The organism is Streptomyces kryoterrae (assembly GCF_054072135.1).
The window spans coordinates 7,547,601-7,567,549 of sequence record NZ_CM133358.1; the positions used below are offsets into that span (position 1 = coordinate 7,547,601).

General features: G+C 70.7%; 21 protein-coding genes. 4 read left to right on the top strand and 17 right to left on the bottom strand.

Annotation, left to right across the window (positions count from 1 at the left end):
• Positions 1-88: 88 nt before the first annotated feature.
• The 6 genes from ACW4TU_RS33430 to ACW4TU_RS33455 all read right to left on the bottom strand — a co-directional run bounded on the left by ACW4TU_RS33430 (position 89) and on the right by ACW4TU_RS33455 (position 5,565).
• On the bottom strand, positions 89-742 hold the full coding sequence (locus ACW4TU_RS33430; RefSeq protein WP_457419327.1) for a response regulator transcription factor: 654 nt from the start codon (positions 740-742) through the stop codon (positions 89-91).
• Positions 727-2,001, bottom strand: a complete 1,275-nt coding sequence (locus ACW4TU_RS33435; protein WP_457419329.1) for a sensor histidine kinase — start codon at positions 1,999-2,001, stop codon at positions 727-729. Before ACW4TU_RS33435 ends, ACW4TU_RS33430 begins: the two co-directional genes overlap by 16 nt.
• A 95-nt stretch (positions 2,002-2,096) precedes the next feature.
• Positions 2,097-2,711: a winged helix-turn-helix domain-containing protein gene (locus ACW4TU_RS33440; protein WP_457419331.1), complete on the bottom strand. Its 615-nt coding sequence runs from the start codon at positions 2,709-2,711 to the stop codon at positions 2,097-2,099.
• Between the two features lie 337 nt (positions 2,712-3,048).
• A complete protein-coding gene (gene glnII, locus ACW4TU_RS33445) occupies positions 3,049-4,077 on the bottom strand; it encodes a glutamine synthetase (RefSeq protein ID WP_457419333.1) in 1,029 nt (342 codons plus the stop codon).
• Positions 4,078-4,397: 320 nt separating this feature from the next.
• Positions 4,398-5,096 (bottom strand): RlpA-like double-psi beta-barrel domain-containing protein, encoded by a 699-nt coding sequence (locus ACW4TU_RS33450; RefSeq protein ID WP_457419335.1) that lies wholly within the window; start codon positions 5,094-5,096, stop codon positions 4,398-4,400.
• 97 nt (positions 5,097-5,193) lie between these two features.
• Positions 5,194-5,565 (bottom strand): arsenate reductase family protein, encoded by a 372-nt coding sequence (locus tag ACW4TU_RS33455; RefSeq protein WP_457419337.1) that lies wholly within the window; start codon positions 5,563-5,565, stop codon positions 5,194-5,196.
• Between the two features lie 128 nt (positions 5,566-5,693).
• Between ACW4TU_RS33455 and ACW4TU_RS33460 the strand changes: the two genes are divergently transcribed.
• Positions 5,694-6,002, top strand: a complete 309-nt coding sequence (locus ACW4TU_RS33460; protein ID WP_457419339.1) for a hypothetical protein — start codon at positions 5,694-5,696, stop codon at positions 6,000-6,002.
• Positions 6,003-6,185: 183 nt separating this feature from the next.
• Here ACW4TU_RS33460 and ACW4TU_RS33465 read toward each other — a convergent pair whose 3' ends face one another.
• Positions 6,186-6,950: an alpha/beta hydrolase gene (locus ACW4TU_RS33465; RefSeq protein WP_457419341.1), complete on the bottom strand. Its 765-nt coding sequence runs from the start codon at positions 6,948-6,950 to the stop codon at positions 6,186-6,188.
• A gap of 254 nt (positions 6,951-7,204) precedes the next feature.
• On the opposite strand from ACW4TU_RS33465, the gene ACW4TU_RS33470 reads away from it, so the two are divergent.
• Positions 7,205-7,489 carry a hypothetical protein gene (locus tag ACW4TU_RS33470; protein ID WP_457419343.1) on the top strand — a complete coding sequence of 95 codons (285 nt, stop codon included), beginning with the start codon at positions 7,205-7,207 and terminating at the stop codon, positions 7,487-7,489.
• Positions 7,490-7,529: 40 nt separating this feature from the next.
• Here ACW4TU_RS33470 and pspAB read toward each other — a convergent pair whose 3' ends face one another.
• The 5 genes from pspAB to glnA all read right to left on the bottom strand — a co-directional run bounded on the left by pspAB (position 7,530) and on the right by glnA (position 12,608).
• Positions 7,530-8,162, bottom strand: coding sequence for a PspA-associated protein PspAB (pspAB, locus tag ACW4TU_RS33475; RefSeq protein ID WP_457419345.1), 633 nt, complete (start codon positions 8,160-8,162; stop codon positions 7,530-7,532).
• A 26-nt stretch (positions 8,163-8,188) separates the two neighbouring features.
• Entirely contained in the window at positions 8,189-9,112 is a 924-nt protein-coding gene (gene htpX / locus ACW4TU_RS33480) for a zinc metalloprotease HtpX (protein ID WP_457419347.1), read from the bottom strand.
• Between the two features lie 96 nt (positions 9,113-9,208).
• Entirely contained in the window at positions 9,209-10,636 is a 1,428-nt protein-coding gene (locus ACW4TU_RS33485; protein ID WP_457419349.1) for a hypothetical protein, read from the bottom strand.
• 135 nt (positions 10,637-10,771) lie between these two features.
• Complete coding sequence (locus ACW4TU_RS33490; RefSeq protein WP_457419351.1) at positions 10,772-11,029, bottom strand: SCO2583/SCO2584 N-terminal domain-containing protein; 258 nt, start codon at positions 11,027-11,029, stop codon at positions 10,772-10,774.
• Positions 11,030-11,198: 169 nt separating this feature from the next.
• Positions 11,199-12,608 carry a type I glutamate--ammonia ligase gene (glnA, locus tag ACW4TU_RS33495; protein WP_457419353.1) on the bottom strand — a complete coding sequence of 470 codons (1,410 nt, stop codon included), beginning with the start codon at positions 12,606-12,608 and terminating at the stop codon, positions 11,199-11,201.
• A 197-nt stretch (positions 12,609-12,805) separates the two neighbouring features.
• Here glnA and ACW4TU_RS33500 point away from each other — a divergent pair, with 197 nt between their 5' ends.
• On the top strand, positions 12,806-13,273 hold the full coding sequence (locus ACW4TU_RS33500; protein ID WP_457419355.1) for an RDD family protein: 468 nt from the start codon (positions 12,806-12,808) through the stop codon (positions 13,271-13,273).
• A 124-nt stretch (positions 13,274-13,397) separates the two neighbouring features.
• On the opposite strand, the gene ACW4TU_RS33505 is transcribed toward ACW4TU_RS33500, so the two are convergent.
• The 4 genes from ACW4TU_RS33505 to lipB form a co-directional block, all read right to left on the bottom strand.
• The gene (locus ACW4TU_RS33505) at positions 13,398-14,096 is read right to left on the bottom strand and encodes a DUF4191 domain-containing protein (RefSeq protein WP_164407768.1); all 699 of its coding nucleotides are present in this window, start codon (positions 14,094-14,096) and stop codon (positions 13,398-13,400) included.
• 69 nt (positions 14,097-14,165) lie between these two features.
• Positions 14,166-14,366, bottom strand: a complete 201-nt coding sequence (locus tag ACW4TU_RS33510) for an SCO2195 family GlnR-regulated protein (protein ID WP_457419357.1) — start codon at positions 14,364-14,366, stop codon at positions 14,166-14,168.
• Between the two features lie 303 nt (positions 14,367-14,669).
• Entirely contained in the window at positions 14,670-15,659 is a 990-nt protein-coding gene (gene lipA, locus ACW4TU_RS33515; RefSeq protein ID WP_457419359.1) for a lipoyl synthase, read from the bottom strand.
• A gap of 303 nt (positions 15,660-15,962) precedes the next feature.
• Positions 15,963-16,748 carry a lipoyl(octanoyl) transferase LipB gene (gene lipB, locus ACW4TU_RS33520; protein WP_457430449.1) on the bottom strand — a complete coding sequence of 262 codons (786 nt, stop codon included), beginning with the start codon at positions 16,746-16,748 and terminating at the stop codon, positions 15,963-15,965.
• 285 nt (positions 16,749-17,033) lie between these two features.
• Here lipB and ACW4TU_RS33525 point away from each other — a divergent pair, with 285 nt between their 5' ends.
• Complete coding sequence (locus tag ACW4TU_RS33525) at positions 17,034-18,479, top strand: NsdA family TPR-like regulatory protein (RefSeq protein WP_457419361.1); 1,446 nt, start codon at positions 17,034-17,036, stop codon at positions 18,477-18,479.
• A gap of 10 nt (positions 18,480-18,489) precedes the next feature.
• Here ACW4TU_RS33525 and ACW4TU_RS33530 read toward each other — a convergent pair whose 3' ends face one another.
• Positions 18,490-19,944, bottom strand: a complete 1,455-nt coding sequence (locus tag ACW4TU_RS33530; RefSeq protein WP_457419363.1) for an NAD(P)/FAD-dependent oxidoreductase — start codon at positions 19,942-19,944, stop codon at positions 18,490-18,492.
• Between the last annotated feature and the right edge of the window lie 5 nt (positions 19,945-19,949).

The window sequence follows — 19,949 nt, forward strand, 5'->3', positions numbered from 1 at the left end:
CCGAACTCCACCGGTTGTACCGGGAGTTGCGGATCTCTTACGGCAAGTGTTCGGCGAGGGAACGGATGCCGCCGACTTTGGCGTGCTTTCAGCGTCCCTGGTCGAGATATGTCAGTACCGCCAGGACGCGTCGGTTGTCATCGTCCGACACCTCGAGTCCGAGTTTGGCGAAGATGTTGGACGTGTGCTTGGCGATCGCCCGCTCCGTGACAACCAGATGCCCAGCGATCGCCGCGTTCGAACGTCCCTGGGCCATGAGTTCCAGCACCTCCAGCTCCCGGGGTGTCAGCCGTCCCAGTGGCCGGCGGTCTCCGGCGCGCCCCGCCAGCAGCTGCTGGATCACCTGCGGGTCCATGGCGGTACCGCCCGCCGCGACCCGTCGTACGGCGTCCACGAACTGCTCCGCGTCGAACACCCGGTCCTTGAGCAGATAGCCGACCCCGCCCACCCCGTCGGCCAGCAACTCCCGTGCGTACAGCCGCTCCACGTGCTGCGACAGCACCAGCACCGGCATCCCCGGCCGCGCCCGGCGGGCCCGCAGCGCGCACTGCAGCCCCTCGTCGGTGTGCGTCGGCGGCAGACGTACGTCGACCACGGCGACGTCCGGTGCCAGCTCGGCGAGCGCCCGGTCCAGCTCGGGGCCGCTCTCCACCGCCGCGGCGATCTCGAAGTCGTACGCCTCCAGCAGCCGGACCAGCCCGTCGCGCAGGAGGAACAGGTCTTCGGCTAGGACAACTCGCAAGGAATCTCCATGGTCACCATGGTGGGACCGCCCGCGGGACTGCTGACGGCCAGGACGCCGTCGAATGTACCGATTCGCCGCTGCACCCCGGCCAGCCCCGACCCGTCCTCGACGCGGGCCCCGCCCCGCCCGTCGTCGGTGACGGCGATCCGCAGCGAGCCGCCCGCGTACCGCAGATCGACCCGTACCCGCTCGGCACCGGAGTGCTTCACTGCGTTGGTCAGCACCTCGCTCACCGCGAAGTACGCCGCCGACTCGACCGGCGCCTCCACCCGGCCGTCCCCGAGCTCCACCGTGACCTCGGTGTCCACCGGCAGCCGCAGCGCCAACGCCCTTACGGCGTCGCCCAGTCCACGCTCGGCCAGCACCGGCGGATGGATGCCGTGCACCAGGTCGCGCAGCTCGGCGAGCGCCTCGGCGGAGGACCGCCGGGCCCGCGCCAGCAACTCCCGCGCCTTCTCGGGGTTCTTCTCGATGAGCGCCTCGGCGGTCCCCAGATCCATCCCCATGGCGACCAGCCGCGCCTGCGCACCGTCGTGCAGGTCCCTTTCGATCCGCCGCAGTTCGGCGGCGGCGGTGTCCACGACATCCCGTCGCGACTCGGTCAACACCCGCACCCGCTCGCGGAGTTCACCGCGTCCGACACCCAACAGCGCCCGGGTGCACAGGAAGTGGAGGCGCAGCAGGGCGGGTGTGAGGCGGTACGAGGGCACGAGGAGTACTGCCCCCAGGGCACCGGCGGCGAGCGCGCTGCCCTGCCCGCCGATCGGCACGAAGCCGTACCACCAGCCGACGTACGTCCCGTCCGTGAACACCCGCCACAGCCCGAGGGCCAGCGCGAACCCCTCGACGGGGTAGAAGACCAGCGCGGCCGGCACCAGCGCGGTGACGAACCCCAGCACCACGTCGAGGGGCAGCCACGCGAACTCCCGCCAGGTAGCCGGATCACGCAGTACCCCGAAGGCCCGTGCCCACCGCCCCGCGTCCGTCGCCGGCATCCGGGGCGGAATCCGCACCCCGCCCCACCGCAGGGCCGTCAGCCGCCGCCAGTCGGCCCAGGCCCGCACCCGGCCGACGACCCGAGGCGTGGTGAGGAGACCGATGCCCAGGGCGGGCACGAGCGAGAGGGAGACGAGGAGGAGCACGAACAGCGGCACCGACACGGCGATCGAGCCGACGGCCAGCAGCAGCCCCCGAGCCCCGGCGAGCACGACCGTGCGGACCCGAATCCGAACCCGTGCGTTGATGGCGTCGTCCATGCGGTCAGTCTCGCCGAGCACACCCGCCGGGTCACGGGCCCGAACACCCGTACCGGGGGGTGGTGTCAGGGACACCCCCTGGACAGGGCGACAGGTCAGCGCGCGGTCGGGGGCGTGTACTTGTAGCCCACCCGGCGCACCGTCTGGATGGCCTTCCGGTGCTCCGCGCCGAGCTTGCGGCGCAGCCGGGCGATGTGGACGTCGACGGTCCGGCCGTCGCCCACATGCCCGTAGCCCCACACGGTGGTGACCAGCTGGTCACGGGTGTGCACCCGGTTCGGGTGGGCGACGAGATGGGCGAGCAGCTCGAACTCGAGGTACGTGAGATCCAGCGGACGCCCTTCGACCTCGGCGGTGCGCTGCACGTTGTCGACATGTACGAGGTGACGGCCGGCGTCGGTCCCGGGCTGCTCCGGGGCCACGGCCGGGGCCGGCTGCTCCGGGTCCGGAAACGCGAACGGCAGTACGGGCGGCTGCTGGTCGGCCGGTACGAGCACCAGGTAGCCGATCATCGGCGGCTGGCCCGGCAGCGTGGGCAGGGTGTGCGGCGGAGCGGGCAGCCAGGTGGCACCCGGCGGCAGGAAGTCCCTGACGTCGACCACCTCGTCCCGGTCGACGGCGCGCAGCCGGTGCCGGGCGGAGCCGCCGGGGGAGACAGGGGGCAGGGGGGAGAGGGGGGCCAGAGCAGGGAGAGTACGAGTGGTCGCCATGTGAGGTCAGCTCTTTCGCGCGAGGAGTTCGTCGGGGACGTACGTCGTGCGCGTCGGCGGAAGACCGAGAGGTACGGCGTCAGAAGGGCCGTACAGCTGGTGTTAGAGGGCCGGCGCGTTCATCGCGCGACAACACACCCGGTCGAAGTCGTGGTGCTGGCGGGAAGGCCAGAAGGGCTCGAGGTCGTGGCGACCTGTCGCGATGCACTTCTGGAAGCTGGCCATGGGTCCATTGAAGCAGAGAAGGGGCGAAGCAGAGAAGGGGTGTCCACCGTCCGGTGGACACCCCTTCTCACTATCTGGGATCAGACAGGGTCAGGCGGGGATCAGACGGGAATCAGACCTGTCCGGCCTTCTCCAGGGCGGAGCAGCAGGTGTCGACGATCAGCCGCGTCACGAGGTACGGGTCGACGTTGGCGTTCGGGCGGCGGTCCTCGATGTAACCCTTGCCGTCCTGCTCGACCTGCCACGGGATACGGACCGAGGCGCCACGGTTGGAGACGCCGTACGAGTACTCGTTCCACGGGGCGGTCTCGTGCAGACCGGTGAGGCGGTCGTCGATGCCGGCGCCGTAGTGCTTGACGTGGTCGAGCGGCTTCGAGCCCTCACCGAGGGACTCGCACGCGGTGATGATCGCGTCGTAGCCCTCGCGCATCGCCTTCGTGGAGAAGTTGGTGTGCGCGCCGGCGCCGTTCCAGTCGCCCTTCACCGGCTTCGGGTCCAGCGTCGCGCTGATGCCGAAGTCCTCGGCGGTGCGGTAGAGCAGCCAGCGGGCGATCCACAGCTGGTCGGAGACCTCCAGCGGGGAGACCGGACCGACCTGGAACTCCCACTGACCGGGCATGACCTCGGCGTTGATGCCGGAGATGGCGAGACCGGCCTTGAGACAGTTCTCCAGGTGGGCCTCGACGATCTCGCGGCCGAAGATCTCGTCGGCGCCGACACCGCAGTAGTAGCCGCCCTGGGGGGCCGGGAAGCCGCCCTCGGGGAAGCCCAGCGGGCGGGAGCCGTCGAAGAAGGTGTACTCCTGCTCGATGCCGAAGATCGGCTCCTGAGCGGCGAACTTCGTGGCGACCTCGGTCAGCGCGGCACGCGTGTTGGACGCGTGCGGCGTCATGTCGATCTCGAGGACCTCGCACATGACGAGGATGTCGTCACCGCCGCGGATCGGGTCCGGGTAGGAGGAGACCGGCTTGAGCACGCGGTCCGAGGAGTGCCCCTCGGCCTGGTTCGTGGAAGACCCGTCGAAGCCCCAGATCGGCAGCTCGGCGCCCTTGGCGTCGTCGGCCAGAATCTTGGTCTTGGAGCGGAGCTTGGCCGTCGGCTCGGTGCCGTCGATCCAGATGTACTCAGCCTTGAAGGTCACGGGACACATCCTTCGGGGTGGGTCTCTAGGCGCACTTGCGGGTGCTGCGGCGCTGCGGCACTGAGGCGCCGCTCTTGGTACCCGCGAGCCTGTCAACAGGCGATTTCCCGATCATTGCTCGAATGTGAACCCCGTGTTACCTGGTGTTCTTGTGGTGCTTTTCACGCGGGGAGGGCCGCACGGACCACGGAGGGGAATCGACGGGGAGCGCTCCGGGACTCGTATGCGAAGGGGTTGGGAAAATCCCGGAAACGGGTGGGTCCCGCCACCCCTGGCCGGGAGTGACAGGACCCTTGTCCGAGCGGGTCGGCGCTGGAACCTCACCCCACCTTCTCGATCAGTGCCCGGCGGATCAGGAACTTGCCGGGCTCGCGAACCTGCTCGAAGGCCGCGTTGTTGAGCAGAGCGCAACTGCCGGAGACCGAAGTGACCTCCACCGTCGTGGACTTGTTGTTGTCCAGGTTGGTGACGCGCAACGTGGTCCCGGCGGGGAACTGGTTGCTGGACGCGGCGGGGACCCCGCCCTCCCCGGAGAGGGTGACGGTGGACCCCGCGCAGACCTGCTGCCCGTCGCCGGGCGCGGCCGGGGTGGCCGGCGTGGCCGGCGTGGCCGGCGTGGCCGGCGTGTCAGGTGAGGTGGGAGAGGTGGTCTGGGCGGGCGATGCGGGCGTCGCAGGCGATGCGGGCTGGGTGACGGGCTGTGTGATCTGGGAGTCCTGAGCCGACTCCCCAACCACGCAACCGGACGCCTCCTGCTGGACCTTGATCTGTGCGACGACCGCGTCACGGTTCGCGATGCGGGCCGTCGACTGGGCGTCGGGATCGGCCCGCTGGTCCGCGATGAACTTCTGGTTGTTGCCGAGGGCGGTGGCGAGCCCCTGGCAGACGGTCGAGTCCGCGGCGGTCTGCGCCGCGTTGGAGGTGGCCGCCATGGCGAAAGCACCACCGCCCGCCACCACGCCGGCGCCGATCAGCAGCGCCAGCTTCTTCTTCGTACTGACAGTTCTCCTACGCGACATGCGCGCCTCCTGAAGAGATAGGGGAGCGTACGCCGCTATGTACGAGATACCGAACGAGGTCACTCAGCGGTCACAGGCGCCGCCGAAGTGACGTACGTCACGCAGTCGGACGTCGCCCCAGAGCATCCCGCACGGCCTCGTCGGTACGGGCCACGACGGCACTCCCGTCGTCAGCGGTGATGATGGGCCGCTGGATGAGCTTGGGATGCGCGGCGAGAGCGGCGACCCACTGCTCCCGGTCCGCAGTCTCCCGGCCCCACTCCCTCAGCCCCAACTCCTTGGCGACGGTCTCCTGGGTCCGGGTGATGTCCCAGGGTTCGAGCCCGAGCCGGTCGAGTACGTCGCGGATCTCGGCCTCGGTGGGCAGGTCCTCCAGGTAGCGGCGGACGGTGTATTCGGCGCCCTCGGCGTCGAGCAGGGACAGGGCTCCACGGCACTTGGAGCAGGCCGGGTTGATCCAGATTTCCATGGGGCTCACGGTACGCCAGAGGCCTTGTGGCCAGGGGCTTTTGTCAGTGCCGGGCAGTAGAATAGAAGCAGTGTTCGAGGGTGTCGCCGGGGGGTCCGGTGCCACCCTGACCGCGACGGAGGATGCCTGTGCCCGCTGCCGCTCTCAAGCCGATGCCCACCCAGTCCACCGCCAAGAGGGGGGTCCCGCTCGAACTGCCGTGCGCCCCCGTGGAGAAGCGCCCGCTGCCGCCGGGGCGCCCCCGCGAGTGGTACGTCACGCACAACCGCCGACTCAAGGCGATGCGGCTCGCGATCGCCCTGCTCGACTCCGGCGTCTACATGCCGAACCAGGCCCGCAACGAAACGATCCGCAGCGCGGCGGATCTGATCGGCATCCACCCCCCGTCGGAAACGACGTGCCACATGGTACGAGCCCTGATGCGCTACTCCCGCTGAACGACCGCCGGGTGCCTCGTCCGCTGCAGGGGCACCCGGCACCTCTTCAAGCACCGGCCGGCACCCTCCAGCCCGTCCGGCGATTGAGGACGAGGCCCCTTCAGGGCCGAAAGCGGGGGTCTGGGGGCGCAGCCCCCAGAAACAGGATGGGACGGGTAAGGGCGGCGGGGGCGAAAACCCCACTCACCCCACCCCCTTCAGCACCGCATCCACAAACTGCCGCCGATCCTCCGGATGCTCACGCAACCACAGCCCCAAGAAGTGGTCCGCGTCCGCCAGTTCGAGCCGAGTGAACCGCGCCCGCGCCACCAGAGCCTCCGCCACCGCCTCCGTCACCTCACCCGGAACGACGTGATCGGTCCCCGGCACCACCAGCACCGCCCGCCCCGCGAACGCCCGCAGCACACCCAGCGCGGGCGCCCCGCGCCAACTGCCCGGCGTCCGGATCAACTCGCTGAAGCGGCCACTTCCCTCACCGAACGGCACATCCCACGCCTCGGCCCCGTACACGGCAGGCGCGCACAACCCCACACCGGCGACCCGCTCGCCGTAGTGCCCGACAAGATCGGCCACAGTCTGCCCGCTCATGCTGAACCCGACCAGCACGAGCGGGCTGTCCACGGGAACCCGCGCCCCGATGACACCCACGGCCTGCTCGAACCGCCGCCGCAAGCTCAACTCCCGCAGCTCACCCGTACTTTCACCGTGCCCGGAGAAGTCGAAGGCGAGCCCCTGACAGCCACGCGCGACGAACTCGGCGAGCAACGGCACCAGCCGCTCCTTGCTCCCGTTGCCGGCACCGTGCAGCAGAACGACGGCGGCCCCACCCAACTCACCACCCGAATCACCGCTCGAATCCCCACCCAAATCACTGCCCGGGGCACTCCCGTACACCCCGCTGAGTCGTTCACCGTCAACGTCGCACACGAAGGGCAGCAGCTCACTCATGTGCCCATTCACTCACGCCACTCCCGTCACGAGCACCGCGAAATACGGATGCGCGGGCTCCCCTGTCGTCCCTACGCTGGACAGGCAGAGCGAAGCCGTCCACACCGCTTTCCGCCGGACAGGCATGACTTCCAGGAGTCGGGGCTACTCTCTACGCACCGACGGACGGTCACCCACCCCAGGCGCCCCGCCCGGCACACACCGTCACGTACATCACCGCTCAGCCACCCACGTCACTCACAAGGAGTCCCGTCATGGGCACCTTGATCATTTCCGCGATCGTCGTTCTGATCATCATGGGCTTCAAGAACAGCGTCCTGTGGCTCGCCGCAGCCGGCCTGCTCTTCGTCTACTTCCGCTACGGCCGCACGGGGAGCGGTACGGCGACCTCGTCCGGAGGCGGCGGCCCGGCCACGGGTTCCGCACCTGCCAGCTACCGCGCCTACCGCCGGCGCCGGGACCAGCAGGCAAGGTGGGAGCGCCGCTACCGCCGCGAGCACCCGGTCCAGGCCCGCCGCCAGGACCGCCGGGGCAAGTGAGAGAAGTCGGGAAGAAGGGCGTGTCTCCGGTCGGGCCGTCTCACAGACCGGGGGCACCCCACACCGGGAACCAGCGGTTCAGGTCCTGCTCGATCCGCAGATCGTCGGCGAGCGCGGCCCGCACCTGCAACTCCAGCGCGCTGTCCCGCCGTTGACCGTCACCGCGGCCGTCACCCCCGGTCAACGGCGAGAACGGATAGAAGGTCCCGCGCTTGTACAGATAGACAAGCCCAAGCCGCCGAGCACCCCCACCCGAACCCCCCGAACTCCCAGAGCCCCCCACATCCTCGAACCCGACCACAGAACACAACAACTGAGGCCCGAACCCACCGGCCTCCAGTGCGCTGTTGACCGCGTGCAGATCCCCCACGAGCGCCGGCAGATCCTCCGGCCCACGCCGCGACACCAGCCACGAGTACCCGTACTCGTCCCGGACCAGCTCGACAGGCGGCCCGGTCCGCTCCGCGTCCGCGTCGAGCAGGGCCTGAACATCCTTGCGTACGTCGTCGAAGGCCGCGCCCTCCACCGTGGCGAAGCACACCGACCCCCCGCCCGTGGGTGTGAGGCCGGCCGCGGCCTGGAGGGTCACGGCGGCCGACGGCAGCCCGAAGAGCCGGTCGAGGTCGGGCGCGACGGGCTTGGTGCGCCCCAGCAGAATGTCCAGCAGCCCCATGGGTTCCGTTCTCCTCGCTCCTCAGCTCACGGGTTTCCCGTGCCGGGAGCCGTAGCCTCACCCAACTCGCCGGAGATCCGCCCCAGTTGGTCGAGCCGCTGCTCCAGACTGGGATGGGTGGAGAAGTACCGGGCCAGGCCCGGCTCCTTGCCGAGGGCGGGCGTGAAGTAGAAGGCGTTGAAGGCCTGCGCGGTCCGCAGGTCCTTCGACGGGATCCGCGCGATGTCACCGGACACCTTGGTGAGCGCGGAGGCCAGGGCCGAGGGCCGCCCGGTGAGCAGCGCGGCGGAGCGGTCGGCGGCCAGCTCCCGGTACCGGGACAGCGCGCGGATCAGCAGGAAGCTGATCGTGTACACGGCCGCGGAGACGCCCATCACCGCCATGAAGACGACGGCGGTGTTCTGGTCCCGCCGGCCCCCGCCGAACAGCTGCGAGTAGAAGGCGAACCGCACGATGAGCCCGGCGATGACGCCGAGGAAGGACGCGACGGTGATCACCGCGACGTCCTTGTGGGCGACATGCGACAACTCGTGCGCGAGCACACCTTCCAGTTCCTCCGGCTCCAGCCGCCGCAGCAACCCCGTCGTCACGCACACCACGGCGTGATCGGCGTTCCGACCGGTCGCGAACGCGTTCGGCATATCCATGTCCGAAACGGCGACCACGGGCTTGGGCAGGTCGGCCACGGCACACAGCCGGTCGATCACCCCGTGCAGCTGCGGATACTCCTCGCGCTCCACGACCCGCCCGCGCATCGCGAACAGGGCGACCCGGTCGGAGAACCAGTACTGCGCGGCGAGGAACCCCGCCGCGACCACCACGACCAGCACCCAGGACTTCAGCAACACGATCAACGCGGCGACGAAGGCCACGTACAGCAGTCCGAGCAGAAACAGCGTGACCGTCATCCGCACGGTCAGTCGCCGATCGCTCCGCATTCGGTTCGGCATCCCTACCACCCCGCAGTCAGGCACTCGCCCCACTGCCCAGTGTGCACCCGCCCCGTCCCATGAAACGGTCGCGATCGGTCCTGGGCCCAGCAAAGCTCAGCGTCTGATACCGGCCTCCCACATCGGCGTTCTCAGCGCGGACTCGCCGAGCAGGCGCCGCGCCCGTCCGAGCAGTTCACCCACCTCCGCCGACCCACGCGGCACATCCGGAGTCGGAGACCAGGCCCGTACGGAGTGCGCGGCCCAGGTCCGCAGCCGGACGTCCGGATCGTCGAGCAGCGCGACCGCCGCCCGCAGCCGCACCAGCCCGCCGTGCGCCTCCAGCAGCCGGAACGCGGCCACCCGCGCATGCCGCGGCGCTCCGTCGCCCAGCCGCTCCGCCAGCCGGTCGGTGTCCAGCGACCGCGCGAAGGGCAGCAGCGCCGACGTCACCTCCCGCACCACGCCGGGCTCCGGATCGTCGAGCAGCGCCCGCAACCGTCGTACGTCCGTCACGTCCAGCGTCCGCAACCCCGCCACCGCCCGCGCCCGTACCCCGGGGGCGGGATGGCCGAGCAGCGGCCACAGCAGCTCCGCGTCCGCCCGTACCCCGCACTCCGCGAGCCCGGCGACCGCGCCGGGGGAGAGCGCCGGATCGCCCGCCCCGGCACACCGCTGCCGGTACCAGGCCAGGGGGTCGCCGCCCGCCTGCCGTACGACATACCGCGCACAGGCCCGCACCAGCCCCGACCGGTCGGCGAGGAACCGCTCCGCCCGTTCCCCCTGCCCGGCCCGCCGCAGCGCGGTCACCCCGGCGGACCGCACCCGGGGCCCGCGCGCGCCGAGCAGCGCGTCGAGTACGCCGACGTCCACACCACCCGCCGCATCGCACTCCGGTACGGCGGCCAAGGCGGCCTCGGCGCACAGGTTCTGGACGACGGGGTCGGTGTCGCGGGCGGCGGCGCGAGCGAGTTCGGCGGGGGAGAGGCGGCCCTCGTCGACGGCCAGCCGGTACGCGTAGCGGCGTACACCGCGGTCGGGGTCGGTGAACAGCGGCGCGAGACGCTCACGGGGTGCCCGGCGCAGCACGTCGTCGAGCAGGTCGACGGCGAAGACACCCCGGCCGCGGCGGGCGCCGAGCAGGATCAGCGGCGCGAGCCGGACGGCCGCGTCCAGGTCGAGGACCGCCCGCAGCACCTCCCGGGCACGTTCCCGCACGGGAAGCACCCAGTCGGCCGTACGGACGACGACCAGCGGCCACAGCCCGGGACACCGCACCGCCTGGCCGAGCGCCGCCTCACGCACCCGCCCGTCGCGGTGGCACAGGGCGAGCGCGAGCCGGGCCTCGGTGGGGGCGGCGAGCCAGGGGCGCCGGCCGTCGACCTCGGTCAGGGTCGGCAGCAGCTCCGGCGGGAGCCAGTACCGAACCTCCGTGTCCAGCCCGAGCCAGGCCATCGGGTCCCCGGCATCGAGCACGTCCGGCAGAGCGGCCCCCGTGGCCAGTCGCCGCGCCGCCACTTCGCCACCCCTGATGTCCTCGCGCATTGCCCGCCCCCGGTTCGCCTGCCGTATCGCGCGATGGTAGGCCGGGACCCGGCCGCCGGTCGCGCGATATACGGGCGGCCGGCAACGCACTCCAGTACGGCCGATACGGCGATACGGCCAGCGCAGCTGCTACGGCTAGTACGGAGCCCGGAAGTTCGCGTACCCCAGCAGCAGGATCACCGCGGCCACACACCCCAGTACGACCGCCGTCGACACCCACGACGACCGACGCGGTCCCGAGTAGTCCGGCTCCCCCCGGAACGGCACCGGTTCCGGCGGGTTCTCCTTCCACCGCGCGGCCAGCATCCGGGCCCGTGCGGAGGGCTCCTTGTGCTCGGCGCTGTCGGCCCATCTGACGTCGAACTCCCGCTCCACGTCGTCCTGTTCGGACATCCCCGTTTACCTCTCTCATGTCTGGTTCGAACAACCGTCTGGACAATAGACAAGGATGATCCCTTGACCGTGGCCGGTCTGTGAAGCGGGAAAGGATATCGATCAGCCCGAACACGGCAGGGCCGCCCCCTCGCGGGGACGGCCCTGGAACGCTGGTGAGGCGGGTCGATCACACGTCGAAGTACAGCTCGAACTCGTGCGGGTGCGGACGCAGCTGGATCGGCGCGATCTCGTTCGTGCGCTTGAAGTCGATCCACGTCTCGATCAGGTCCGGCGTGAACACGTCGCCCTGGAGGAGGAACTCGTGGTCGCGCTCGAGGGAGTCGAGGACGGCCGGGAGGGAGGTCGGGACCTGCGCCACGCTCGCGTGCTCCTCGGGAGCCAGCTCGTACAGGTCCTTGTCGATCGGCTCGGCCGGCTCGATCTTGTTCTTGATGCCGTCCAGGCCCGCCATCAGCAGGGCGGAGAAGGCGAGGTACGGGTTGCCGGAGGAGTCGGGCGCGCGGAACTCGACGCGCTTGGCCTTCGGGTTGGAGCCCGTGATCGGGATACGCATGGCCGCGGAGCGGTTGCGCTGCGAGTACACCAGGTTGATCGGCGCCTCGAAGCCCGGGACCAGACGGTGGTACGAGTTCACCGTCGGGTTGGTGAAGGCGAGCAGCGACGGGGCGTGCTTGAGGATGCCGCCGATGTAGTAGCGGGCGATGTCCGACAGGCCCGCGTAACCGGACTCGTCGTAGAAGAGCGGCGAGCCGCCCGTCCACAGCGACTGGTGGACGTGCATGCCCGAGCCGTTGTCACCGAAGATCGGCTTCGGCATGAAGGTCGCGGTCTTGCCGTTGCGCCACGCCACGTTCTTCACGATGTACTTGAAGAGCTGGAGGTCGTCGGCCGCGGCGAGCAGCGTGTTGAACTTGTAGTTGATCTCGGCCTGGCCGGCGGTGCCCACCTCGTGGTGCTGACGCTCGACCTGGAGGCCGGACGCGGCCAGCTCCAGGGAGATCTCGGCACGCAGGTCGGCGAAGTGGTCGACCGGCGGGGTCGGGAAGTACCCGCCCTTGTAACGGACCTTGTAGCCACGGTTGTTCTCGACCGCACCGGTGTTCCAGGCGCCGGCCTCGGAGTCGATGTGGTAGAAGGACTCGTTCGCGCCGGTCGCGAAGCGCACGCTGTCGAACACGTAGAACTCGGCCTCGGGACCGAAGTACGCGGTGTCCGCGATACCGGTCGACGCCAGGTACGCCTCCGCCTTCTTGGCCACGTTGCGCGGGTCACGGGAGTACTGCTCGCCCGTGATCGGGTCGTGGATGAAGAAGTTGATGTTGACCGTCTTGTCACGGCGGAACGGGTCGACCCGCGCCGTGGAGAGGTCGGCGCGGAGCGCCATGTCGGACTCGTGGATGGCCTGGAAGCCGCGGATCGAGGAGCCGTCGAAGGCAAGTTCCTCGTCCGGGTCGAAGGCCGTCGCCGGCAGCGTGAAGTGCTGCATCACACCCGGCAGGTCGCAGAAGCGGACGTCGATGAACTTGACGTCCTCGTCCGCGATGTACTTCTTGGCCTCGTCGGCATTCTGGAACATCCAGCTCCTCCTACTCCCGGCCGTCCGTGCCGGGGTGGTAGTTCGTTCGTGCGGCCAGTGCGGTGGCACACGTTGGATCCGACCATAGGGACAGGTGATTTCTCAGGCATGACCCATTTGTTTCGACCAAGTTAACCGGACTCCGGCCGGACGACCCACCTGGACGGATCGAGAATCGCGCGCAGTACCGTGGTCGGGTGGACAACAGGCAAGCAATCGGATCGTGGCTCTCCGGACCGCGCGCAGCCGCGGAGGAAGCCGGTGTCGACTTCGGATACCGGGGCGAACAGCTCGGTCTGCCGAAGGAGGGCCCCGGCTCGATCGCCCGCCCGGGCCGCAGGCTCGGCGCCCTGGCCGTCGACTGGGGCCTGTGCCTCTTGATCGCATACGGCCTCATCACGGACAGCTACAACGAGGCGGCACAGGTGTGGGCGCCGCTCATTCTCCTCGCGCTGCTCCTTCTCACGCTGGGCACACTCGGCTACACCCCGGGCAAGCGGCTGTTCGGCCTGCGGGTCGTCGCCGTGGACACCGGCCGTGTCAACCCCCTGCGTGCCGCACTGCGAACGGTCCTGTTCTTCCTCGCCCTCCCGCCCCTGATCTGGGACCGCGACGGCCGCGGCCTGCACGACCGGCTGGCCCGCACGGTGGAAGTGCGGATCTAGCGCTTCCATGGCACGACAGGCATGACAGGCATGACATACGCCGTACGACGATGGGGGCGCCCGGAGTGATCCGGGCGCCCCCATCGTCGTACGAGGTCGCTGTCGTCGTACGAGGTCGCGTGCGTCAGCGCATCTTGCCGCCGCGCGGCATGCGCGTCCCCTTGGGCATCGGGCCCTTCGGCACCGGCATGTTGCTCATCAGGTCGCCCATCGCCCGCAACCGGTCGTTGGTGGCGGTCACCTGGGGGCCGGCGAGAACGCGGGGCAGCTTCAGCATCGTCGTGCGGAGCTTCTTCAGCTCGATCTGACCCTCACCCGTGCCGACCAGCAGATCGTGCACCGGTACGTCCGCGACGATGCGGGCCATCTTCCGCTTCTCGGCGGCCAGCAGGCTCTTCACCCGGTTCGGGTTGCCCTCGGCGACCAGCACGATGCCGGCCTTGCCGACCGCGCGGTGCACCACGTCCTGGCTGCGGTTCATCGCCACCGCCGGAGTCGTCGTCCAGCCTCGGCCGATGTTGTCCAGTACGGCCGCGGCAGCGCCCGGCTGGCCCTCCATCTGCCCGAAGGCGGCCCGCTCGGCCCGGCGCCCGAACACGATCGCCGTCGCGAGGAAGGCGAGCAGAAGGCCGAGAACGCCGAGATAGATCGGGTGACCGATCAGGAAGCCGATCGCAAGGAAGACACCGAAGGTGAAGATTCCGACGGCCGCGAGTACAAGACCGATCTTCTTGTCGGCCTTGCGGGTCATCTTGTACGTCAGGGCGATCTGCTTGAGTCGCCCGGGGTTCGCGGCGTCCGCCGCGGTTTCCTTCCTCGCCATGCCGTGAAGTCTACGTGGCCTGGGAAGCGCCGACGACGGCGGTGCCGCCGGGAGGTGTGGGAGCGGGGGTCAGGGGTACATGGCCAGGGCCTGCTCGAGGACGCGCTGCGCCTCGCCCCGGTCCTTGGCGCGACGGCGGTCCTCCTGGACGGAGGTCCAGGCGTTCTGGCGGGCGGTGCGCTGGCCACTGCTCATGAGCAGCGACTCGACGGCGCGCAGTGCGTCGGTGAACGACGGAATGGGTGTGGCGCGGACGGGCGCGGTCTGCATGGTGGAGGTCCCCCCTCGGAACGGCTCTGGGTAAGGGTGCACATCGTGTGAAGCCAGGCTCACTGATTGGTGTTACCAGGGCGTGACCTGCCGGTCAAACACCGATGAAGCCTTGATACGGAAGGTGAAAACACCGGCGCGGCCCTGACGTATGCCCTCAACTGGGAGGACGGTCAGGACCGCACGGAATCGGCCGTTACTGGCGGGTAGTCACTTGTGCGCGAGTTCACACGTTTACCGCGCCTCTGCTGGGCAGGGAGGGTGACGGTGTGTCAGGCGCCGTACCCGGGGCCGGAGGCCCGCTCAGACCGCCTGCGAGGCGATGTAGGAGCCCCCCCGCTGCGGGGCAGCTGATTGACGCAGCTCGATCGCCATCCGGTAGAGGCGGCCGGCGCGGTACGAGGAACGCACCAGCGGGCCGGACATGACGCCGGAGAAACCGATCTGCTCGGCCTCCTCCTTCAGCTCGACGAACTCGTGCGGCTTGACCCAGCGCTCGACGGGGTGGTGCCGGACGGTCGGCCGCAGGTACTGCGTGATGGTGATCAGCTCGCAGCCGGCCTCGTGCAGCTGCCGGAGCGCCTCGCTGACCTCCTCGCGGGTCTCGCCCATGCCGAGGATCAGGTTCGACTTCGTGACCAGACCGTGGTCGCGGGCGTCGGTGATGACCTTCAGCGAGCGGTCGTAGCGGAAGCCGGGGCGGATGCGCTTGAAGATGCGGGGGACCGTCTCGACGTTGTGCGCGAAGACCTCGGGCCGGGAGGAGAAGACCTCGGCCAGCAGCTCCGGTACGGCGTTGAAGTCGGGCGCGAGCAGCTCGACCTTGGTGCGCCCCTCTTCCCGACCCTCGGTCTGCTGGTGGATCTGGCGCACGGTCTCGGCGTACAGCCAGGCGCCGCCGTCCTCCAGGTCGTCGCGGGCGACGCCGGTGATGGTGGCGTAGTTGAGGTCCATGGTGACCACGGACTCCCCGACGCGGCGGGGCTCGTCGCGGTCGAGTGCCTCGGGCTTGCCGGTGTCGATCTGGCAGAAGTCGCAGCGCCGGGTGCACTGGTCGCCGCCGATGAGGAAGGTGGCCTCGCGGTCCTCCCAGCACTCGTAGATGTTGGGGCAGCCGGCTTCCTGGCAGACGGTGTGCAGGCCCTCGCTCTTCACGAGGTTCTGCATCTTCGTGTACTCGGGACCCATTTTCGCCCGGGTCTTGATCCACTCGGGCTTGCGCTCGATGGGGGTCTGGGCGTTCCGGACCTCCAGGCGCAGCATCTTGCGTCCGTCGGGTGCGACTGCGGACACGATGGCTCCCTGTAGCTTCGATTCTTCGGCGTACACCAGGGTACGCCCGTGAGCTTCCCGCCCTACGAGACGGGCAACCTTTGAGACGGAGGGTGCATTCCCGGGGCCGGGTTTCTCGCCCCCGCCGCCCCTACCCGTCCCGTCCTTCTGGGGCTCCGCCCCAGACCCCGCTCCTCAAACTCCCCCAGAGGGGGACCCCCAAGGGGCTGACCAACCAGCCCGTCCGGCGTTTGAGGACGAGCGCGTTCAGCGCGAAGGGGGGTCTGGGGGCGCAGCCCCCAGGGGCAATCCGGGGGTGCCCCGTCACGCCGACGCCCCCTCCACCACCCTCGCCCGCAGCTCCGCGTGCTCCAGCACGTCCCGCAGGTGCCGCTCCACCACCGGCAGCACCTCCGACACCGTCACATCCCGCCCCAGCTCGTTCGCGAGCGACGTCACCCCCGCGTCCCGGATGCCGCACGGGATGATCCGGTCGAACCAGACGTTGTCCGGGTTCACGTTCAGCGAGAAGCCGTGCATCGTGACCCCCTTCGCCACCCGGATCCCGATCGCCGCCAGCTTCCGGTCCTCCCGTCGCTGCCCGGCGTTCGAGGGCGCGTACTCGGGCCCGTTCAGCCGAGGATCGAACTCGTCGTCCGTCAGCCGCGGGTCCAGGTCCAGCGAGAGACCGCCCAGCGCGGCGGCCCGCTGCTCGACCGGGTCACCCAGCACCCACACCCCGCTGCGCCCCTCCACCCGCGACGTCTCCACGCCGAACTCCGCGGATGTACGGATCAGCGCGTCCTCCAGCCGCCGTACATGCGCCACGACGTCCACCGGACGCGGCAGCTTCTGGATGGGGTAGCCGACCAGTTGGCCCGGACCGTGCCAGGTGATCTTGCCGCCGCGGTCCACGTCGATGACCGGAGTGCCGTCGAGGGGTCGCTCGCTGGGGTCGGTGCGCCGGCCGGCCGTGTACACCGGTTGGTGTTCGAGGAGCAGGCACGTGTCGGGGATCTCGTCCGCGAAACGGGCCGCGTGCACCCGGCGCTGCTCGTCCCAGGCCACCTGGTAGTCGACGTACTCGACGCCGTCCGCACCGAATCCCATCCGGACGAACCGCAACTCACCACTCACGGGGGCGCCTCCCTGGCTGTTTCAGCGGCTTCCTCAGCAGCTGTGCGTCAGGCACGTAACGCGCCCAAGCCACTGTACGTCCGGTCGATCCCCGTCAGTCCGACGCCCGATTCTCACACGATCGGATGAATGTGCGGCGGAATGTGCGATCGGCTGCTTACGCTCCGCTACATTCGCGCCGTTCACGAGGCCAAATAGGGCTGCTCACCAGCAATCCGGGCACATCAGAGGGCCCGAAGGCAGGAGACCGCACCGCAGATGACGGAACGACCCGCGCAGCGCACGCCCAACCGACAGCTCGCCGCGCTCATCGCAGAAGCGGGATTCTCCAACGCAGGTCTGGCCCGCCGGGTCGACCAGCTCGGTCTCGAACACGGCCTTGATCTGAGATACGACAAGACATCGGTCACCCGCTGGCTGCGCGGGCAGCAGCCGCGCGGCACCACTCCCGCGCTCATCGCCGAGGTGTTCACCCGGCGCCTCGGCAGACGTCTCACCGCCCAGGACCTGGGGCTCGACGCCTGCGCGCCCGTCTACGCGGGGCTGGAGTTCGCGGCCACCCCCGAGGAGGCCGTCGACATCGTCAGCGGGCTGTGGCGCAAGGACTCCGGCAGCCACGCCGAGCTGCGCAAGATCGCCTTCACCCCGGCCGGACTCGTCGTGCCCAGCCGGGACTGGCTGATCGGCCGCCCCGACGACCGCGTCGGACGCGGCGGCGGTGACCAGCCCGTCGTACGGGTGCCCGTCCAGGGGCGCCCCGGCGTGCCCCGGCAGCGCGGGCAGGCCGAACGCGGCCCCGGCCAGAAGGTCACCGGGGGCGACATCGCCGCGCTCCGCTCGGTCGGCGAGCTGTTCCGCACCCTCGACGACGCCTACGGGGGCGGCCACGCCCGGCAGGCCCTCGTCCGCTACCTCGAACACGAGACCGAGCCCATGCTGCGCGGCACGTACGGCGAGCAGACGGGCCGCCGGCTGTTCGCGGCGGCCTCCGACCTCACCCGGCTCGCGGGCTGGACCTCCTACGACATCGCCGCGCACGGCCTCGCCCAGCGTTACTTCGTGCAGGCGCTGCGGCTCGCGCAGGCGGCGGCGGACCGGGCGTACGGCTCGTACGTGCTGGCCACCATGAGCCGGCAGGCCGTCTACCTCGGGCACGGGCGGGAGGCCGTGCAGCTCGCGCGGGTGGCCCAGCAGGGGGTCGGCACCGCCGCGCCGCCCATCGTCCAGTCCCTGCTGCACGCCTGCGAGGCACGCGCCCATGGGGTGCTGGGCGAGGTCAGGGCCTGCACCGCCTCCCTCGTACGGGCCGAACGCGCTCTCGAAGCGGCCCGGCCCGGCGACGAAGTCCCGCACTGGGCAAGGTTCTTCGACGAGGCACAGCTCGCCGACGAGTTCGGGCACTGCCACCGCGATCTCCAGCAGTTCCGCGCCGCCGCCCAGCACGCGGAGCGCTCACTCCAGCTGCGTGCCCCCGCCTTCGCCCGCAGCCGCCTCTTCTGCCGCGTCGTGCTCGCCTCCGCCCGGCTGGGCCTCGGCGAGCTCGACCAGGCCTGCCAGCTGGGCGCCGAGGCGGCCGGCGCGGCGACGGAGATGCGCTCGGTGCGGGCGCTCGAGTACGTACGGGACTTCGAGCGGCGCCTGGAGCCCTACCGGGACGCGGCACCGGTCAGGGGGTACCGCGACAAGGTCGCCGCGCTCGGATAGCGCCGATCGCTCATGCGGCTGCCGCTTCCTCCGCCTCATCCTCGTCGTCGTCCGCCGCTGTCGTCGTCGCAGTCACTGTCGTCCGCGACGGCTCCGCCGCGTGCATCGGGCCCGCGCCCAGGTCCGTCAGGATCGCGGACGCGGCCCGGTGACCGGAGTGCAGGGCGCCCTGGACGGTGCTCGTGTCCCGGTGGTCACCGCACACGTACAGGCCCGCCAGCAGCCGCACCGGGCGACGCAGGTCGTGCGGCGGACGCATCGCGGGCACCGCCTCGGCGGTGTGGTGCACGGCGAGCGTCTCCCAGCGCGCGGTCGACATCCCGTAGAGGCGGGACAGATGGGCCCGTACGGCCGTGTCCACGTCCTGGGGAGGGGTGCCCAGCACCGTCGACGAGATCAGCGGGCGGCCGGCGGGGGAGCGGGACGGGTCCACGCGGCTGACCACCGCCGTGTACGCGACCGGGCCCCCGCGGTCCGCGTCCAGGAGCAGGAACGCGCCGGTCGCGGGCGCCTCGTCGGCCGTGTGGTGGACGACGGTCACCGGGTGGAAGCCGGGTACGCGCAGGCCGGGCAGCAGACCGGCGGCGGCGCGGGCGTCGGTCGCCACCAGGACGGCCCGGCAGCGTAGTTCGCCGTGGTCGGCGGTGGTCACGAGGTTCGTGGCGACGGACGTGACCCGGACCCCGGTGTGCACCGTGCCGGGCGGCAACGCCCGCGCGAGCAGCTCCGGCAGCGTCTCCGCACCGCCCTCCGGCACACACAGCCGGCCGCTCGCGAACGACCGCAGCGCGAGATCCGCGCACCGGCTCGACGTGGTCAGCTCGGGGTCGCAGAGCAGCGCGGCGAGCAGCGGGCGCAGGAAGCCCTCGACCGTACGGGCGGGCAGGCCGCGGCCCGCCAGGGCGCGGGCGGCCGGCAGCTCGGGGCGCGCCAGCAGCCGTTGCACGGGGACCCCGGCGAGCCGGCTCAACGCGGCGCCCAGCCGGGCCTGATCGACCGCGCCGCCGACCGCCCCGCCCACTGCCGCGCCGAGCTGTGCGCCGGTGCGCGCCCCCGCCGATGCCGTCAGGCGGGGGGACCTGGTCGTCCTCACCGGCCTCGGGGCGCTCGCCAGGGCGCGCACAGCTCCGAGCGCGCCCCGTGCGCCCCCGCCGCTCAGCGGGGCGCCCACGCGGTGGCGGCGTCCGTCGCTGTGCACCAGGACACCCGGTGCGAAGGGCCGCAGGACGAGCGCGTCGAGGCCGGGCGTCAGCCCCAGTTCGGGATACGAGGTGGACAGCAGCTGCCCGATCCGGTCGAGCCGGAAACCGTCGACCTTCTCGGTCGCCATCCGGCCGCCGACGTAAGGGGCGGCCTCCAGGACAACGGTCGTTACTCCTGCGCTGGTCAGCCGATGGGCCGCCGCGAGTCCGGCGACCCCGGCCCCCACGATGACGACGTCCGCCTGGTACGCGGGCTCAAGCACGTGCC

Coding starts and splice junctions, on each gene's coding strand:
- ACW4TU_RS33525 (WP_457419361.1), top strand. CDS start 17,034: ATGACGGAACGACCCGCGCAGCGCACGCCCAACCGACAGCTCGCCGCG.
- ACW4TU_RS33440 (WP_457419331.1), bottom strand. CDS start 2,711: ATGGCGACCACTCGTACTCTCCCTGCTCTGGCCCCCCTCTCCCCCCTG.
- ACW4TU_RS33470 (WP_457419343.1), top strand. CDS start 7,205: ATGGGCACCTTGATCATTTCCGCGATCGTCGTTCTGATCATCATGGGC.
- lipB (WP_457430449.1), bottom strand. CDS start 16,748: ATGGGATTCGGTGCGGACGGCGTCGAGTACGTCGACTACCAGGTGGCC.
- ACW4TU_RS33485 (WP_457419349.1), bottom strand. CDS start 10,636: ATGCGCGAGGACATCAGGGGTGGCGAAGTGGCGGCGCGGCGACTGGCC.
- ACW4TU_RS33455 (WP_457419337.1), bottom strand. CDS start 5,565: ATGGAAATCTGGATCAACCCGGCCTGCTCCAAGTGCCGTGGAGCCCTG.
- ACW4TU_RS33510 (WP_457419357.1), bottom strand. CDS start 14,366: ATGCAGACCGCGCCCGTCCGCGCCACACCCATTCCGTCGTTCACCGAC.
- glnA (WP_457419353.1), bottom strand. CDS start 12,608: ATGTTCCAGAATGCCGACGAGGCCAAGAAGTACATCGCGGACGAGGAC.
- ACW4TU_RS33490 (WP_457419351.1), bottom strand. CDS start 11,029: ATGTCCGAACAGGACGACGTGGAGCGGGAGTTCGACGTCAGATGGGCC.
- ACW4TU_RS33465 (WP_457419341.1), bottom strand. CDS start 6,950: ATGAGTGAGCTGCTGCCCTTCGTGTGCGACGTTGACGGTGAACGACTC.
- ACW4TU_RS33450 (WP_457419335.1), bottom strand. CDS start 5,096: ATGTCGCGTAGGAGAACTGTCAGTACGAAGAAGAAGCTGGCGCTGCTG.
- ACW4TU_RS33435 (WP_457419329.1), bottom strand. CDS start 2,001: ATGGACGACGCCATCAACGCACGGGTTCGGATTCGGGTCCGCACGGTC.
- htpX (WP_457419347.1), bottom strand. CDS start 9,112: ATGCCGAACCGAATGCGGAGCGATCGGCGACTGACCGTGCGGATGACG.
- ACW4TU_RS33505 (WP_164407768.1), bottom strand. CDS start 14,096: ATGGCGAGGAAGGAAACCGCGGCGGACGCCGCGAACCCCGGGCGACTC.
- pspAB (WP_457419345.1), bottom strand. CDS start 8,162: ATGGGGCTGCTGGACATTCTGCTGGGGCGCACCAAGCCCGTCGCGCCC.